Here is a 16,250-nt window from a genome sequence, read left to right on the forward strand (position 1 = left end):
GCCTTCGCGTTGGTGGGTGAGAGGAATTCAGCAGCTCAGGAAGGAAGACCCCCCTGGACCGCGGGGGCGGCCGTCCAGGGGGGTCTTCGGTCGGGGGGTCCGGTCAGGCGGCCGAGTCCCGGGCCAGCAGGACGGCTCCGTCGAGGGAGGACAGGCCGCCCAGGCGGGCGGGCGTGATCCGGGGCCGCGGACCGCCGGTGCGGACGAGGTCGCGGGCGTGGCGGGCCACGCGTTCCACGAAGCCGGGCAGGCCGTCCGCGAAGCCGCCGCCGATCACGGTGACCTCCTGGTGGAAGAGCTCCGCGGTGCCGGCCGCGGCCACCGCGAGGACGGCGCAGCCCTCGTCGACGGCATCCACGGCCCAGTCGGCTTCCGCCGTCCAGGCTTCCCGCAGTTCGGCGTAGTCCACGGGCGCGCCGCGCAGCACGGCCGCCCGGCGCAGGATCGCCGGGCCGGAGGCCGAGGCCTGGACGCAGCCGCGGCGGCCGCAGTCGCACACCGGGCCGGTGCGGTCGACCACGAGGTGGCCCAGTTCGCAGGAGCCCCGGGCGGGGCCGGGGCAGAGCCGGCCGTCCAGGACCACGCCGCCGCCGATGCCGGTGCCGACGCCCAGGTAGACGAGGTTCTCGCAGCCGATGGCGCGGGCCTCGGCCAGTGCGGCCAGGTCTCCGTCGTCGGCGTGGCGGATGACGGTGCCGGGCAGCATCCGGTGCAGTTCGGCGCGCAGGTCCAGGCCCGTCCAGCCGGGCCGGTTGGGCCAGGCCACTACGGTCCCCGAGGGGTCCAGGGTGACGGGCAGGGCGAGGCCGGCGGCGGTCACGGGAGCGCCCGCGTGGACCCGTACCCGCTCCAGACAGGCGGCGAGGGCCGCCATGTCCTCCCGTACGTCGGCGCCCCGGGTCCACCGGAAGGCGGTCTCGTACGGAGTGGCGGCGTCGCCCTCCCCGCCTTCCAGGCGCACGGCGACCTTGGTGCCGCCCACGTCCAATCCGAGGTATCGCGTCATTCCGCGAGATTTACTCAGGGCGGCCCATTGGCCGGCCATTTCCCGGTCAGTCGCCGGTCATTCACCCGTGATCTTCCAGTGGACGCCCTGACCACCCCCTAAGCCATCCCTATTCTTCCGGTTGGCTCGAATTCTTTTCTCCGGCCCCCGGATTGTGGGAGGCGGGCGCATTACTCTCGGCGGTCCACGCATATTCGACTTCTCCCTCCGCGAGGTGATCCGAAGTGAGTCGTGACTGGCTCTTCGTCCGCATACCGAATCCGCTGAGGAACCGGAACGAGGACCACTCCGCGCGGGTGGTCTCGACCGCGGTGGCCGATCTCGCGGGCCACCTGCGCGCGGCCGACCCGGAAGGCAACTGGCAGTTCCGTCGGCCCGACGAGGAGGCCGGTTCCAACCTGGGGCTGTGGTTCCACTCCACCCACGAGGTCCTCAAGGAGCTGGAGCGCCGACTGCGGACCCACACCGCCGCCCACAACTGGCCGGTCATCACCGACCGGTACGACCCGCCGACCGCGAAGTACTGCACCAGCCAGACCATCCGGCTGGCCGACCGGCTCGCCACCGAGTCCAGCGAGTTCGCCCTGGCCCTCCTCCAGGAAGGCGGGCTGCACCCGCGGGACCGCCTCACGCTGGCGACCCTGCACCTGTGGCACCTGTGCGCCCTGATGGCTCCCTCCGACCGGGCCGCGTTCCTGTTCCACTTCTGGCAGTTCGGCACCGAGGAGCTGAGCCCGGCCGGCCGCGTCCAGCTGGCCTCCGAGGCCGACGGGTACGCCGTCACCCTCCTCAACGGCCTTCCGGCCGTGGGCGGAGGTGTCTGGGAGCAGTACCTGCCCGCCGTGCGCTCGGTGATCGAGGGCCAGCAGGACAGCGGCGTTCCCGTGAACTTCCTGCTGTACGACCATGCCCAGCTCACCCACGACAGGCTCGGCATCCCGACGGAGACCGCCGCGCTGGGCGCGCGGGCGCTGCGGGCCGCGCTGTCGGCGGGGGCCACGCTGCCCGAGTTCGCCGCCGGGGCCAGGACTCCGGTCCTCCAGTCGGTCTGACCCCGAGGCCGGCCCCAAACTTCCTCCCCCCGCTCACCCATCAACTCCACCCACCGAAAAGCCACTTCCCCCACTCACCCCACTGACCCATCGGAAAGGGAATCACCGTGACAGCCACGGACACGCGGATCCACAGACGGATCGACGTGGAGCTCGGCGACCGCTCGTACCCGGTGCACATCGGTTCCGGCGTACGGCACCTGCTCGCCGAGAAGATCGCCGAGATCGGGGCGCATCGGGTGGCCGTGGTCTCGGCCCGGCCCCGCGACACCCTCCCCGAGACGGGGGTGCCCACTCTGTACCTGGAGGCGCGCGACGGCGAGGAGGACAAGAACCTCGCCACCGTGGACCGGATGTGCCAGGCCTTCGCGGAGTTCGGCCTGAGCCGCGCGGACGCCGTCGTGTCAGTGGGAGGAGGCACCACCACCGACTCGGTGGGGCTGGCCGCCGCGCTCTACCACCGGGGCCTTCCGGTGATCCACCTGCCCACGACCCTGCTGGCGCAGGTGGACGCGAGCGTCGGCGGGAAGACGGCCGTCAACCTGCCCCAGGGCAAGAACCTTGTCGGGCAGTACTGGCAGCCCTCCGCGGTGCTGTGCGACACCGACTACCTGGACACCCTGCCGAAGCGGGAGTGGACCAACGGCTACGGCGAGATCGCGCGGGCCAACTTCATCGGCGCCGGTGACCTGCGCGGGCTGCCGCTGGAGGAGCAGATCGCGGCGAGCGTGGCCCGCAAGGCGGAGATCGTCGCGGCGGACGAGCGCGACAGCGGGCTGCGCCACATCCTCAACTACGGCCACACCCTCGGTCACGCGCTGGAGCGGGCGACCGACTTCGCCCTGCGTCACGGCGAAGGCGTGGCCATCGGCACGGTGTTCGCGGGCCGGCTGGCCGGTGCGCTGGGCCGGATCGGCCCGGAACGGGTGGCCGAGCACCTCGAAGTCGTCCGTTCCTACGACCTCCCGTACCGGCTTCCCGCCGGGGCGGGAACGGCGGAACTGATCGCGCTGATGCGGCTCGACAAGAAGGCGACGAGCGGGCTGGCCTTCGTGCTGGACGGACCCCTCGGGGCCGAACTGGTCTCCGGGGTACCGGAGTCGGTGGTGGCCGAGGTGCTGGACGCGATGGAGCGCGAGCGCTGAGGGCCGCCCCCGGGCCGGCGCGGGAACGCACCGGGACGGAAACGGGAGGACGGACGAGGACTCTTCGGCGTAGTTGATCGACTGAGGAGTTTTCTGTGAACCATGACCTGGACCTGAACGACGAGCAGGAGCTGGCCCGGCTGCTGCGCGAGCTGTCCACCGTCGAGCCGTCGGCCGAAGGCCTGGCGGCCGGCGGCCACTCCGGCCCGTACCACGTGCCGGATCCGGTCGACGGTCCCGGCTACGAGGTCGAGACCCGCTCGGAGGCTGGGATGCACACGGTCGTCGGGATCGCCGCCGACCCGCCGCCCAGCGACGAGGAGCGGGTGCTCCTGCGGTCGGTGGTGCGGGCGCTGCTCGATCTCGCAGGTCACGAGGCGGGAACCGTGTACACCCGGGTGGTCCTGACCCCGCGCGGTCCGCAGATCACTTCCTGCCGAGTAGCACGCACGTAACGTTCAAGCCATAAAAGCGGTTCAGGATCACGCCCAACTGGCTTGAATTGAACGGCAATTGGCTATGTGACGCATGGTAGTCGCAGTTGTTCCCGCGTTACCGTCGGGTCGGTAACGCGGGGGGAACCGTTCGGGAACGGCCGCGGACAGAGTCAGTCCTGTCAAGACGACGGCACGAAAACGAACGAACCAAGGGGCGGAACAATGCGCAGCAAGCTGGCCGTACTGGGTGGGATCTTCGCGATGGCGCTGACGCTGGGCCTGGGCGGGATGGTCGGATCCGACGACGGCGCGACCGGCGGGAACTCCGCTCAGCAGGTCCTCGCCGACAGCAAGGGACCGGGCGGCCCGAGCCCGGCTCCCCAGCCGGTCCGCACCCCCTGAGCCGACACGGCTCCGAAAACACGCCGCCGCCCCCCGTACCGCACGCCGGTACGGGGGCGGCGGCGTTTTCAGCGGCTGCGGCGGTGGGCCGGCAGGCCCATGGCGTCGAACAGCTCCACGGCTGCCGCCATATGACGTAAGGCGGCTTCCTTGTCACCCAGTCCCTGCGCGGCCTCGGCCATCCCGTACAGGGCGTGCGCCTCCTCGGCGCGGTAGTTGATCGCCGACGCGATCCGGTACGCGCTCGAATGCAGCTCCATCGCCGCGTCGTAGGCGAGCCTGCGGCGTTGCAGGGCGCCCAGGATGTTCTCCGTCTTCGCCTGCCGGATCGGTACGGCGGTCGAGCGGATCAGTTCCAGCGCCTGCTCCGCGTCCCGCGCGGACCGTTCCTCCTGGCCCAGCCGGTACGCGACGTCGGCCGAGAGCGCCAGCAGCAGCGCGAGCTCCTCCGCGCCGGCCTCGGGATCGTAGAGCTCCCGCGCCTGGGTCAGTACGTCCAGTGCGCGTTCCCCCTCGCCGAGGCCCGCGTAGCCGAAGGCCACGTCGACCAGGGCCCCCGATTCGTGATGCCGGTTGCCGACTTCGCGGTTGAGCGCGACCGCCCTGCGTCCGGTCTCCACGGCCTCCTGGTAGCGGCCCCACTCCGTGAACACGGTGCTCAGTACGCTCAGGCTCTCCGCCTCCTGGCGCTTGGCCCCCACTTCCCGTTCGAGCACGGCCGCCCGCTCCAGGTGGATGACGGCCTCCGGCAAGCGCCCCAGCAGCAGTTTGAGGAGGCCGAGCGTGCCTTCGCAGTGGGCCTCGGTGTACCGGTCGCCGCGGCGCACCGCGAGCTCGAGGCCCTCCTCGGTGACCTCGACGCCCTCGCAGAAGTTCCCCAGCCTGGTGCAGGCGATCCCGACGTTGGACAGCGCCACGCCCAGCAGGACGGGGTCGCCGATCCGCCGTGCGGCGCCGACCGACACGTGTCCGACGGACTTGAAGTCGTTGAACCGCCCGCTCTCGTAGAGGGCGAAGATGAAGTTGCGGGTCAGATGGACGACGTGGCGGTCCAGGCGCATCCGGTCCGCCGTCGAGACGGCCCCCAGGAGTCCGGCGTGTTCCCGTGCGAACCACGTGCGCGCGAGCCGGGCGTCGTCCAGCGGCGGCAGTTCGGCCGGGTGGGGCACGAAGCCGGGGTCGTGTTCCCGGCGGCCCGCGAAGAGCACCGAGCACGCCGCGTTGGTGCCCAGCACGTAGTAGTCGAGAAGCCGTACATAGGCGGTCGCGTCGGCCGATTCGGTGTCCGGGGTCCGCAGGCTGTGCGCGAACGTCCGCACCAGGTCGTGGAATCCGTAGAGCCCGATCTCGGGCTGCTGGAGCAGGTGCATGTCCAGCATGAATTCCAGCAGGTCCTCGGCGTCCCGGGTGTCCGTCCCGGTCAGCGCCGCCGCCGAATGCACGTCGAGGGCCGTGCCCGGGTACAGGGCCAGGATCCGGAACGCCGTGCGGTAGTCCTCGTCCATCACCTGATACGACAGCCGCAGGGTCGCGGCCACGCTCCGCTCGCCCGCGCTCAGCTCGTCGAGCCGGCGGGTCTCGTCCTGGAGTCGGGTGACCAGGTACTGGAGGGTCCACCGGGGCCGGTTGCGCAGCCGGGCGGTGGCGATCCGCAGCGCGAGCGGCAAGTGTCCGCACAGCTGGGCCAGTTCGGCCGCCGCCTCGGGTTCGGCCCGGACCCGCTGATCGCCTAGGGTCTCCGCGATCAGCCGGCCGCTCTCCTCGGGCGGCATCAGTCCGATGGAGATCCACTCGGCGCCGTCCAGGTCCACCAGCCGGGCCCGGCTGGTGATCAGCACCAGGCAGCCGGGGGACGCGGGGAGCAGCGGCCTGATCTCGGCCGCGTCGACGGTGTTGTCGAGGAGCAGCAGCAGGCGCTTGTTGGCGAGCGTCGCCCGCCACAGGGCGCTGCGGGCCTCGGCGTCGTCGGGGATCCGGTCGCCGGGAATGCCCAGCGAGCGCAGCAGGCTGTCGAGCGCGGTGCCCGCCGTCACGGGCTGCTCGCCGGAGGTGAAGCCGCGCAGGTCGATGTGGAGCTGCCCGTCCGGATATTCGGAGGCCAGCCGGTGTGCGGCCCGTACCGCCAGTGCGGTCTTCCCGCTGCCGCCCATTCCGTCGATCGCCACGACCCGGGTGCGCTGCCCGGCCGTCTCGGCCCTGAAGGCGAGGAGTTGGGCGAGTTCCTTGTCGCGGCCGGTGAAGTCGGAGAGGTCGTACGGCAGGGTGCAGGGCGGCTCGGCCGGTGCGGCGGCCGGGGGCGCGGGGACCGGGGCCGGGGCGGCCACGGCGGGCGCGGCCAGCTCGGGGCTCTCCCGCAGGATGCCCTCGTACACCTTGGTCAGCTGGGCTCCCGGATCGATCCCGAGCTCCTCGACGAGCAGCTCGCGCACCTTCCCGTACTCCTCGAGGGCCTCGGCCTGCCGCCCGGAGCGGTACAGCGCGAGCATCAGCTGGCAGCGCAGGGTTTCCCGCAGCGGGTACTGGGACACCAGTCCGCGCAGGTCGACGACGAGCTCGGCGCTCTCGCCCAGGGCGAGGCGGAGCTCGCACAGCTGCTCGGCCGCCGTCAGCCGGCGCTCCTCCAGGGCTGCTGCCGCCGCCTCGATGACCGTGCCGCCGGCGCCGTCCAGGACCGGGCCGCGCCACAGGGCGAGGGCGGAGCGCAGCAGCTCCGCGGCTTCGGCCGTCCGGCCCTCAGCGGCGGCGGCCTTGGCCTCGCGCACTCCGGTACCGAAGACCGTCAGGTCCAGCTGCCCGTCGGAGATGGCCACCCGGTACCCGGGTCCGTCGGTGACGATGACGGCCGCGCCGTCCGGGATGCGCCTGCGCAGATCGGCCACGGCCTTGCGCACCTGGTGCATGGCCGTGGCCGGCGGATCCTCTTCCCAAGCGGCTTCCACGAGACGGGAAACCGTCAGTACCTTCCCGGGTTCGAGCAGCAGCGTTCCCAGGATGCGTTCCTGGATGGCCCCCCCGAGCCTCAGCCTCGCTTCCGCGTCCCAGCCCTCCAGCGGACCGAGGATGTTGAAACGCGGATGATTTTCGATGCTTTCGCCCATTGCATCCCTAGCTCCCCGCCGCCCACGGCGCCCCCAAAATGCACAAAACCCCAGGTCGAAGCCTTGACCCTTGGGGATCATAACGCGTTCCCCTGTGGGAGGTACTGGGGCGGGAGGGGATCGGGAAGGGCCGCGGAGACAGTGTGGGAGTACATCAGCTTCCCTCTCCACCGCATCTAGGAGGACAGCATGGGCAGACCGGAAAAGCCGCTGGATCCGGATGCCGGACCGGCCACCGCCTTCGCCCGCGAGCTACGTCGGCTCAGGGCCGCGGCGGGCGGTCCCAGCTATCGCGAGATGGCCAGAACCGCGCTGTTCTCCTCGACCGTGCTCTCCGACGCGGCGGCCGGATACCGCCTGCCGACCCTCCAGGTCGCCCTGGCCTTCGCGGAGGCCTGCGGCGGCGACCGCCCCGTCTGGGAACGCCGCTGGCGCGAGGCGGCCGAAGCCGAGGGCGGCGAGTCGCAGCACCCCTCCTCCCGTCCGACGGCCGCCAAGGCCGCACAGCGGCAGGAAGCCGAACTGCACGCGGCGGCCGTACGGTCCCTGACCCCGGTCCCCACCCAACTCCCGCGGGAAATACGGCCGCTGGCCGGACGGACCCGGCAGCTCCGGGAAGCCGGGGCGCTCACCGCGCCCGGTGCGGACCCGGTGGCCCCGCTGGTGATCAGCGGGCAGCTCGGCGCGGGCGCCTCCCGCTTCGCGCTGCGCCTGGCCCACGAACTGGCCGCCGGCCTGCCCGACGGGCAGCTCTACGCGGACTTCGGCCTGGCCGAGGCGCAGGGCCGGGACGCCTCCGACATCGCGGCCGGATTCCTCGGTGCCCTGGGCATCCCGGCGGACGCCGTTCCGCGGGACGCCGGGCAGCGGTTCGGTCTGTACCGCTCGGTGCTGGCCCGGCGGCGGGTGCTGATCCTGCTGGACGGCGTACGCCACGAGGGACAGGTACGGGAACTCCTCGACGTCGGCTCCGAGAGCCGGATCATCCTCACCAGCCGCTCCCGGCTGCTCGGCCTGGACGGAACCCGCGGCCTGCGGCTGCCGGTGCTCGACCGCGACGAGTCGGTGGAACTCCTTGCCGAGCTGATCGGCGCCGACCGCCTCGGTGCAGCCCCGGCCGCCGCCCCGCGCCTGGCGGAAGCCTGCGGAGACCTGCCGATCGCCCTCAACCTGGCGGGCCGCCGCATCGCCGGCCGCCCCGAATGGCTGCTGGAGGAGGCGGTGGCCGAGCTGATCGGGGACACCGGCACGGAGCCGGCCCGTCTCCTGAAGCGCCTCCGGGTCGGGGACGAGAGCCTGAGCGACCGGATCGAGGAGGCCTACGACGCCCTGCCCGAACGGTCCCGCCCGATCCTGCACCGGTTCGCGGCGGCGCAGGACGCCTCGCTGGAGGAACTGCTGGAGGAACTCGAAGAGTTCGACGAGCTGGACGAACTCGACGGACTCGCCGAGACCGGCCTGCTGGAACACACCCGACTGCCCAGCCAGTACGCGATGCAGCCCCTGGTCCGAGCCTTCACCCTGGCGGCGGGCCCGGGAACCGCGGACCGGGCGACGGGTACCGGCACGGGCGCGGCCCCGCGCAGGCTCACCGCCCGACGGTACGACCGCGCACAGGAACGCCCGCTCCGCCTGGTGACGGCCTGATGCGGGACGGGTCAGCGAAGGAAGGGAACGGGAACGGGAACGGGACCAGGAACGGGAACGGGAACGGGAACGGACCCGCTCACGAGCCGAGCCGCCGGCTCACGCGCGACGAGCGACGCGGACAGGGCGGAGGAATCGCAGACCGCGTAGGCGTAGGCGCAGGCGTGCGGCTGCGTGTGCGCGGAAGCGGTCCCGGATCCCCCCAGTTCCACGGGCCCCGGCACCCCGTCGGCCAGGGCGTACGACAGGGTGTGCCGGTACTCCGTCCCGGCGATCCAGTCCGGCCCGAACCCGGGCAGCAGCCCGCCGCCCGCGCTCTGCGCAGCCCCGTCGGAATCCGCCAGCACCGCGTCACCGCGCAGCACGTCGCCGTTGACCAGCCGGACGCTCCCGCTCCCGCCGTCCACCGCTCGTCGCAGCCGAACGCCCGCACCGCCCCACCGGCTGATCCGAGGCTCTCCGCGGCCGCACCCACCGCCGGCTCCGGCAGCAGGGTCAGGGCCCCCACCCGCTCGTGGAACCGCGTACCGAGGAGCCCTTCGGGCTCCTCCCACCGTTCCTGCGCACGCAGTCCGGCCGAGGTGGCGGAGGGGTCGGACGGATCGAGGGCCGCCGAGATATGGCGCCGCCCGGGGGAAGCCCCCCGCCCGGCGGGCAGCGGCCCCTGGTCCACGACGGCGACCTGGTGTCCGGAGAGCACGCACTCCACGGCGGTGATCAGCGCGACCACTCCACCGCCCACCACGGTCACCCGCATGGCACACCCCGTCCCAGTACGCCCCGAAGCCCTCATTGGAAGCGCCCCGAGGATTGTCCGGAACCCTCACCGCACCCGGCCAATCAACCCCCGGTAACCCGCCCGCGGCGCGTTGCTCAGCCCAGGGTCCGCCGGGCCCCGGGGGTCAGCCACTGGAGGTGGTCGGCGAGGCCGGCGGCTTCGAAGGCCGCGGTGACCTGGTCGCGGTCCTCGGTGAAGTGTTCCCACGAGGTGTAGTGGAGGGGCACTGCGGTGTGGGCGCCCAGCGAGCGGGTCAGGGCCGCGCCCTGGACGGCGTCCATGGTGATGAGCCGGCCGCCCCCGAACGCGTCGATGCGGGCGGCGCCGAGGTGGAGCAGGGCGGTGCCGATGGTGAACCGGCGGGCTATCTCGTCGAGTTCGCCGGTGTAGACGGTGTCGCCGGAGATGTAGAGGGCCTCCTCCTCGCCGTCCGCCTGGATCACGAAGCCGATGACGTCACCGACCGGACCGTGCACCCCCGGGGTGGCGGTGATCCGCAAGGTGGTCCCGCGCACGGTCAGTTCGTACGTGGCCCAGGGCGCGAGCCCGACCGCCTCCCCGCCCAGCCGGCCGGCGCCGCTCTCGGTGGTCAGGACCGGGCGGCCGGGGAGCAGGGTGCGCCCGGTGGCGTCCAGGTTGTCGGGGTGGTCGTCGTGGCTGAGCAGCACCGCGTCGATCTCGGGGAGGTCCTCGATCGCGATCGCCGGGCCCGCGGTGGACTGCAGGACGACGGGGCCCATGCGGTACTCGGCGGGCGCGGGGTCGAAGGCCGGGTCGGTCAGCAGGCGCAGACCGCCGATCTCCAGCAGGACGGTGGCGGTGCCGATGTGGGTGGCGGTGAACTTCACGGAGTACTCCAAGTCGGTCTGAGAAAACCAGAATTGACGTCGATCAGGCCGGGATCTTCAGGCGGCGGTGCGGAACCGGCTGCGGTACTCGCCGGGAGAGGTGTTCAGGCGGTCGCGGAAGGCGCGGTGCAAGGACTCCACGGAGCCGAATCCGCAGGCGCGGGCGATGTCGGGGGCCAGCCGCGAAGTCCGCTCCAGGAGCCGCCGGGCCGCCTCCAGGCGCATGCTTTCGACGAAGGCCCCCGGCGTGGAGCCGGTCTCGGCGCGGAAGACCCGAGCGAAGTGCCGTTCGCTCATGGACATCCGCAGGGCGAGCGCGGGCACCGACAGGTCGGCGTCCAGGTGCTCGCCGATCCAGCGGCGCAGCTCCCGCAGGTCCTCGCGGCTGCCGGCCGGAATGGACAGGGGAACGCTGAACTGGCTCTGGCTGCCCGGCCGCTGGAGGTACATGACCATGACGCGGGCGACCCTCAGGGCCGTCTCTTCACCGTGGTCCTCGGCCACCAGCGCCAGGGCCAGGTCCATGGACGAGGTGATGCCCGCGCTCGTCCACATCCGCCCCGACCTGATGAAGATGGGATCGGGGTCGACCTCCACGGCCGGATGATCGGCGGCCAGCCGTCCGGCGGTCGCCCAGTGCGTCGTCGCACGGTGCCCGTCGAGCAGTCCGGCCGCCGCCGTCACATGGGCGCCCACGCACACCGAGGCCACGCGCCCGGCCCGCGCCCCCACCCGGCCCACCCACTCGACCACCACGGGGTCGACGTGCGGCTCCGGCCCCTCCGGACCCACCCGTATCCGCCCGGGAACAACCAGGGTGTCGATCGTCCCCTGCGCGGATAACACCTCCTCCACGTGCAGCCGCACCCCCGCGGAGGTACGGACCGGCCCGACCTCCTCCCCGGCGAAGTGCACCTCGTAGCCGGGGTGGCGTCCCGCGAGCACGTGGTTCGTCATCGCGAAGACTTCGGCGGGACCGGTCACATCGAGTGCGTCGATACCCGGGAACATCGCGAAGACGACCACGTGGGGCCCGGCGAGAGCTGAGTTCATGCCCCCAATATCCGCCCCCCGTAAGGACGTCCGCAATGACACCCTTCTGCAGGATCCAGCCACGCCCGTCCCGTCCCAGCGCGTCGGCCGCGGTGCCAGAAGGTGCTGAAGCGCGTGTTCCCGCTATTCGAATCCGACCCGGTACAAGCGCGAGGCCTCGGCTGTGTCACCGGCCTCCTCACGCATCCGGGCCAGCCACGGGTACGAGTCCGGGTGCCCTGCGTCGGCGGCCTGGCGTGCGAGGTGCTCGGCTCCGCTGCGATCCCCCGCCCGCTCGCGCAACCGGACCAGCCCGCGGTAGGCCTCCCCGGTCACGGCGGCTTCGTCCATGTCCGCAAGCGGCGCCTCGTCGGGGTCGTGGGCCTCGGGCACCCCGCCTTCCAGAGCCAAGCGGTAGAAGCGCTCGGCCTCCACCGCATCGCCGGCCTCCTCCAGGAGCCGAGCCCGGCTCAAGCGGGCGTTCGAAAAGCCGCCTTCCGGCTCCTCCGGCTCCTCCGACTCCGGCGGCTCCTCCGGTTCTTCGGGTCTCGCCGGGGGACCGCCCTGGGTGCGCGGACTTGCTGCGCGTCGCGCCTCGGCCGCCATTCTCGCCGCGCCTTCCTGGTCGCCGGCCGCCTCGCGCAGCTCGGCGAGTCGCCTGTAGCCGTCGGGGCGCCCCGTGTCGGCGGCAAGGCGGGCGAACCGCTCGGCGCCTTCCTGGTCGCCGAGCCCTTCGCGGAGCACCGCGAGGTGGGGGTAGCCGTAGGTGATTCCGGCCTCGGAGCCGAGCCGGGCGTGGAGTTCGGCGCCCTCCCGGTCGCCCGCGATCTCCCGCAGGCCGGCCAGGATCACATGAGCCTTCGGGTATCCGGCGTCGATGCCACGACGGGCGATGAGCTCGGCGCCCTGTACGTCGCCATTCCCTATGCGCAGTTGCGCCAAGTGCAGGTACGCATCGGGGTGTCCGGCCTCGTCGGCGAGCCGGACGAATCCTTCTGCCCCCTCGGGGTCGCCCGCCATGTCCCGCAGCAGGGCGAGCCTGGTGTAGGCGGGGGTGTGGCCCGCGTCGGCCGCCAGCCGGGTGAGGCGCTCGTCCTCCTCCAGGTTGCCCGCCGTCGCGTGCAGGGCGCCGGCATACAGATACACGTCGGGGTGCCCTGCGTCAGCCGCGAGGTGAGCGAGGCGTTCGGTACGGGCGTGGTCGCCGACGGTGGATCCGTCCAGGACGAGGCTGCGGTAGACGGACCCGTCTCCCCCGAGGGCGGCCGTCCGGGCGATGCGGTCGGCGCCTTCGCGATCGCCGGCTGCCAGCCGCCGCCGTGCCAGGTCCCCGTAGACGCTGGATCCCCCCTCGGCGGCGAGTCGTGCGAAATGTTCGGCCTCCGCCGGGCGGCCCGCCTCCTCGTTCTCCACGGCGAGCTCGGAGGCGGCGTCGCCGCCCCCCGCTTCGGCTGCCGCGCGAAGGACCCGCTCGCTTCTGATCCAGTCCCCCTTGAAGAACCGGCGTCCACTTCCGTAGACCCAGCCTCCGTGCACCTCGACCGATCGATGGAACAGTCGCTCGGCTTCGGCGTAATTGCCCAGGGCGTCTTCCATCTGGCACTGCTGGAGGGGGAAGTCGGCGGAATACTCGGAGGCGATGCGGGCAATGTGTCCCGCTTCGACAGGCCGACCCCAACCGGTCCAGGCGTGGAACAGGTTCCACAGGCCGTCGGAGCACCCCGCGGCAGCGGCCTTGCGGGCAAGGAGCTCGGCCGCCTTGAAGCGGCGCCGGTCGGCCGCGGCGATGGACAGACCGACGATCCCGCCGACATCCGTGGCGTGCTGTACGGCCGCAGCCCAGAACGCGGCCGGCGGGCTGGCCCGGCGGCGTACGGCGCGTCCATGTGCGTCGAGGTAGTCGGTCAGCCGGGAGACGTCGGGCTGGGCGCCCATCGCGCCGGGCCGGGGGACCGGCTCCAAGGGAGAGACGACATCCAGGACCTTCGCGCGGGAAGCGGCGAGGGCGTCGGTGAACCAGTCGTCGTGGGCGGCGGCACGCTGACCGTCACTGAGGTAGCCGGGGGCCGCGTCCTCCAGAAAACGATGTGGAATCGGGCCGTCCCAGCCGAAGCGGGTGGCATCCATCGCCGCGGTGATCACTGCCTGTGCGTAGCAAGCGGGAACGTCCTGGGCGTTGTCGTACCGGTCGGCCAGTTCCAGGCCTGCCGAGAGGGTCTGGGTGATCCTGCCGTCGCGCGCCCGCGATCGCGCGACCAGGAGCGCGGGATCCTGCGAATCATCCAGCGCGCACACGTCCTCTTCCGTGAAGAGGGTGGGTACGTCCACGACCGCGTCCGCACCGCCAAGGAGCAGCCGAGCCTGTCCGTTTGTGCGGGTGTGTGCGGTGAGCTCGCGGAAGGAGGTCGTCCAGATGGTCGCCAGGAGGAGCACGGGGCCGTCTTCGGCCAGGCGCGAGCGCAGACCGGCGGCCAGCTCCTCGCCCCCGCCTCCGGTGAGCAGCCGGTGGGCATCGTCGAGCCACAACACGGTCCGGGGAGTCACGGCCCTGGCTTTGAGCACCTCCAGCGCGCTGGCCGTGGTCCGGGGAAAGACCAGATCCCAGTCCCTGACCGTCTCGACGCTTCGCAGGGCCTCGTAGGCGGATCGTGTCTTACCGGCGCTCGACTCCGCCCTGACCACCACGAGCACGGCCTTGCTTCCCCCCGTGGCCTCTTCCACAGCCGCTCTCAGCCGTGTGTCATGTGGCCGGAGGTGATAGGCCGGGAGCGTGAAGCCCGCTGTCCGGTGTGAGCGGGGAACCGCTGAACCCGTGATGGAGGGGTGCACCCCGAGGGCGGCTGCCGTCCAGGCCTCCACCGGCCGAGGCCTGTCGGTCAGGGAGCGGCGACGATGCGCGAGGTCCGTGTTCGTGAGGGCGGTGGAGGCGTTCGTTCCGAGGCGCAGCCGTTCGGCCTCGTCCAGCCGTGCCTGGTGCAGCCGACGGCGCTGCGCCTCCCACCTGGCGACGTCCAGCAGTCCACCGGTGCGCGCCCGGCGGTCGGGGGCAGCATCGCCGATCAAGGAAATGAGTGCGGCCAAGGCCTGGGAATCCTGGGGGACGCGTCGGCCGTTCAGCCAGAATCCAACGGTTGTGGCCGTGACCCCCGTAGCGCGCGCCATGGACCTCAGCGACGGCTTCCTGTCAGGGGGCAGTTCGTCGTAGAGGCGCCCCACTTCGGCCAAATCAGCCTTGAGTTGGGCCTCCAGCCTTCCTGCGGCGGTGGTCCCACCCTGATTCTCCACGCGTCCGTTCTCCCCGTCGTCCCCCGTGTCCACCCGCGGCTCTCCGGCAGCCTGTGAGCAGTGGACACCTTCCTCAGCTTAGGCAGCTGACCTGCGAGGAGTCCGATGCTTTGGACTTCCGTCGAACGGATGGTCGATGGACACCTCCGTGGACAGGGACCTTGGTTCGTGTCCGACGCCGGGTCGGAGCACCACAGGTCACTCGGGAGCCCCATGTCCATCTCCGACGCACTGCTGTCCGTCGCCACCGTCCCGGCCTGCGCCATGCTGCTGACCGTCGTGACGGTGACGGCCGCAACCCTTGTCATCGTCTTCCGGGCCCTGCGAGGCACGACACCTGTGCAGCGGGCAGGGATCCTGCGGGCCGTGGCGGACGTCGTCCGCGCGGTCCGCAGCCCCCGCCCATGACCTGGAAGCTCCTACAGCGACTCACTCGCTGCCCTGTCCATGAACTTCTTCAACGCGGCCAGCTCCTGTCGTGCCGCCTCGAGGAACTCTTCGTTGGTCTTCTGGGCGTCGATGCCTTCGAGGCTGGTGGCGGCGTAGGTGTCATTCACCACCCTGCCCGCATGGACGTAGTGGGTGCCGACCTCATCCAGATCTCGTTTGCCGGCCTCCGTCGTCACGAGGCGCACCGTCGTCGTTGCCCGTACGAGGTCCACGTTGGCCGGTGCGTACCCTTCGTCGAACAGCCGGGTTCTGTCCTCGGCGGTCTTGGTCGGGTCGAGGCTCACGACCAACATGTTCGAGGCCTGTGTGAGGAACTTGTTCGTGCTCGTGGAGGGGTCGACGTAGGCACCCCGTCGGATGTCCGCTCGTCGTTCATCGTCTTTTCCGGCATGAGGGATGAGTACCGCGACGTTGAAGAATCGCCACCTGCAACCACCTGTAGGTGTGAATGCGGCAAGGCACCCGTGCTCCTGCCCGGGACCCTCAGGGCCGCCCCGAACTCCTGGTCACTCAGGTGGTCACCGGACGCAGAAAGAGCCGGTGCAGATTTCTCTGCACCGGCTCTCACCTGGTATTTCAGCGGCGGGGAGCTGTCTTGTTCGCCGAAAGGGCGAGAAGGCTGATCAGTCCAGAAGTCTGAAGCGCTCTCGGATACCTGATCGTCCAACCTTCCCTTCCCTGGGTCGCTCAGCGCGGCTGCGTACCCAGCCGGCGCCGCCTCATGCGCAAGGTCGTGACATCGGCGGGACCAGCGCGTCGGACTCACTACCCACCGTCAGGAGGCGACAGCCGCAGCGGTTAGTAGCCGTATCTCAACCGATCATGGAACGTGCGGGTCGAACAGGGTTCTTGATGGGGTGATCTTCCGGCGGTACGCGCATTAGGGCAGGGCCTCTCGGTAGCTCGGGGATGCGAATCTGACCGAGCGGTACCAGGAGGCCCTGTTGTCACATGTGTACGCAGTTGCGCCTATGAGTTCAACTCGCCCGTCGTGTCGTGCGATTGCCTCGCGCACGTGTACGGCAATGCTGCCGATCATCCCGGGCGAGAGCCGCGGTATCCGTCGGACA

At 71.4% G+C, this 16,250-nt stretch carries 13 protein-coding genes and 1 pseudogene; 6 read left to right on the forward strand and 8 right to left on the reverse strand.

Annotated features, from left to right (window positions below; genetic code table 11):
• Nucleotides 1-103: 103 nt before the first annotated feature.
• The gene (locus AC3IYJ_RS21580) at nt 104-1,006 is read right to left on the reverse strand and encodes an ROK family protein (RefSeq protein ID WP_489396425.1); all 903 of its coding nucleotides are present in this window, start codon (nt 1,004-1,006) and stop codon (nt 104-106) included.
• Between the two features lie 224 nt (nt 1,007-1,230).
• Here AC3IYJ_RS21580 and AC3IYJ_RS21585 point away from each other — a divergent pair, with 224 nt between their 5' ends.
• The 4 genes from AC3IYJ_RS21585 (at nt 1,231) to AC3IYJ_RS21600 (ending at nt 4,042) form a co-directional block, all read left to right on the forward strand.
• The gene (locus AC3IYJ_RS21585) at nt 1,231-2,058 is read left to right on the forward strand and encodes a lantibiotic dehydratase C-terminal domain-containing protein (RefSeq protein WP_489396426.1); all 828 of its coding nucleotides are present in this window, start codon (nt 1,231-1,233) and stop codon (nt 2,056-2,058) included.
• 107 nt (nt 2,059-2,165) lie between these two features.
• Complete coding sequence (locus tag AC3IYJ_RS21590) at nt 2,166-3,203, forward strand: 3-dehydroquinate synthase family protein (RefSeq protein ID WP_489396427.1); 1,038 nt, start codon at nt 2,166-2,168, stop codon at nt 3,201-3,203.
• 95 nt (nt 3,204-3,298) lie between these two features.
• Nucleotides 3,299-3,658 (forward strand): hypothetical protein, encoded by a 360-nt coding sequence (locus AC3IYJ_RS21595; RefSeq protein WP_489396428.1) that lies wholly within the window; start codon nt 3,299-3,301, stop codon nt 3,656-3,658.
• A gap of 204 nt (nt 3,659-3,862) precedes the next feature.
• On the forward strand, nt 3,863-4,042 hold the full coding sequence (locus tag AC3IYJ_RS21600; protein WP_489396429.1) for a hypothetical protein: 180 nt from the start codon (nt 3,863-3,865) through the stop codon (nt 4,040-4,042).
• 68 nt (nt 4,043-4,110) lie between these two features.
• On the opposite strand, the gene AC3IYJ_RS21605 is transcribed toward AC3IYJ_RS21600, so the two are convergent.
• Nucleotides 4,111-7,140: an AfsR/SARP family transcriptional regulator gene (locus AC3IYJ_RS21605; protein ID WP_489396430.1), complete on the reverse strand. Its 3,030-nt coding sequence runs from the start codon at nt 7,138-7,140 to the stop codon at nt 4,111-4,113.
• Between the two features lie 189 nt (nt 7,141-7,329).
• Here AC3IYJ_RS21605 and AC3IYJ_RS21610 point away from each other — a divergent pair, with 189 nt between their 5' ends.
• A complete protein-coding gene (locus AC3IYJ_RS21610; protein ID WP_489396431.1) occupies nt 7,330-8,787 on the forward strand; it encodes an NB-ARC domain-containing protein in 1,458 nt (485 codons plus the stop codon).
• Nucleotides 8,788-8,798: 11 nt separating this feature from the next.
• Here the strand turns inward: AC3IYJ_RS21610 and AC3IYJ_RS21615 are convergent, their stop codons facing one another.
• From AC3IYJ_RS21615 to AC3IYJ_RS21635, 5 genes and pseudogenes are all read right to left on the reverse strand, one after another.
• Complete coding sequence (locus AC3IYJ_RS21615; RefSeq protein WP_489403068.1) at nt 8,799-9,194, reverse strand: hypothetical protein; 396 nt, start codon at nt 9,192-9,194, stop codon at nt 8,799-8,801.
• 50 nt (nt 9,195-9,244) lie between these two features.
• Nucleotides 9,245-9,580: pseudogene (locus AC3IYJ_RS21620) on the reverse strand (FAD-dependent oxidoreductase); the annotation flags it as partial.
• Between the two features lie 80 nt (nt 9,581-9,660).
• Nucleotides 9,661-10,413, reverse strand: coding sequence for an MBL fold metallo-hydrolase (locus AC3IYJ_RS21625; protein ID WP_489396432.1), 753 nt, complete (start codon nt 10,411-10,413; stop codon nt 9,661-9,663).
• Between the two features lie 57 nt (nt 10,414-10,470).
• A complete protein-coding gene (locus AC3IYJ_RS21630) occupies nt 10,471-11,466 on the reverse strand; it encodes a GlxA family transcriptional regulator (RefSeq protein WP_489396433.1) in 996 nt (331 codons plus the stop codon).
• A 123-nt stretch (nt 11,467-11,589) separates the two neighbouring features.
• Complete coding sequence (locus AC3IYJ_RS21635) at nt 11,590-14,526, reverse strand: hypothetical protein (protein WP_489396434.1); 2,937 nt, start codon at nt 14,524-14,526, stop codon at nt 11,590-11,592.
• A gap of 417 nt (nt 14,527-14,943) precedes the next feature.
• Between AC3IYJ_RS21635 and AC3IYJ_RS21640 the strand changes: the two genes are divergently transcribed.
• Nucleotides 14,944-15,138 (forward strand): hypothetical protein, encoded by a 195-nt coding sequence (locus tag AC3IYJ_RS21640; protein ID WP_489396435.1) that lies wholly within the window; start codon nt 14,944-14,946, stop codon nt 15,136-15,138.
• Nucleotides 15,139-15,149: 11 nt separating this feature from the next.
• Here the strand turns inward: AC3IYJ_RS21640 and AC3IYJ_RS21645 are convergent, their stop codons facing one another.
• A complete protein-coding gene (locus tag AC3IYJ_RS21645; RefSeq protein ID WP_489396436.1) occupies nt 15,150-15,464 on the reverse strand; it encodes a hypothetical protein in 315 nt (104 codons plus the stop codon).
• Nucleotides 15,465-16,250 lie beyond the last annotated feature (786 nt).

Source organism: Streptomyces sp. GL_140 (assembly GCF_057834465.1).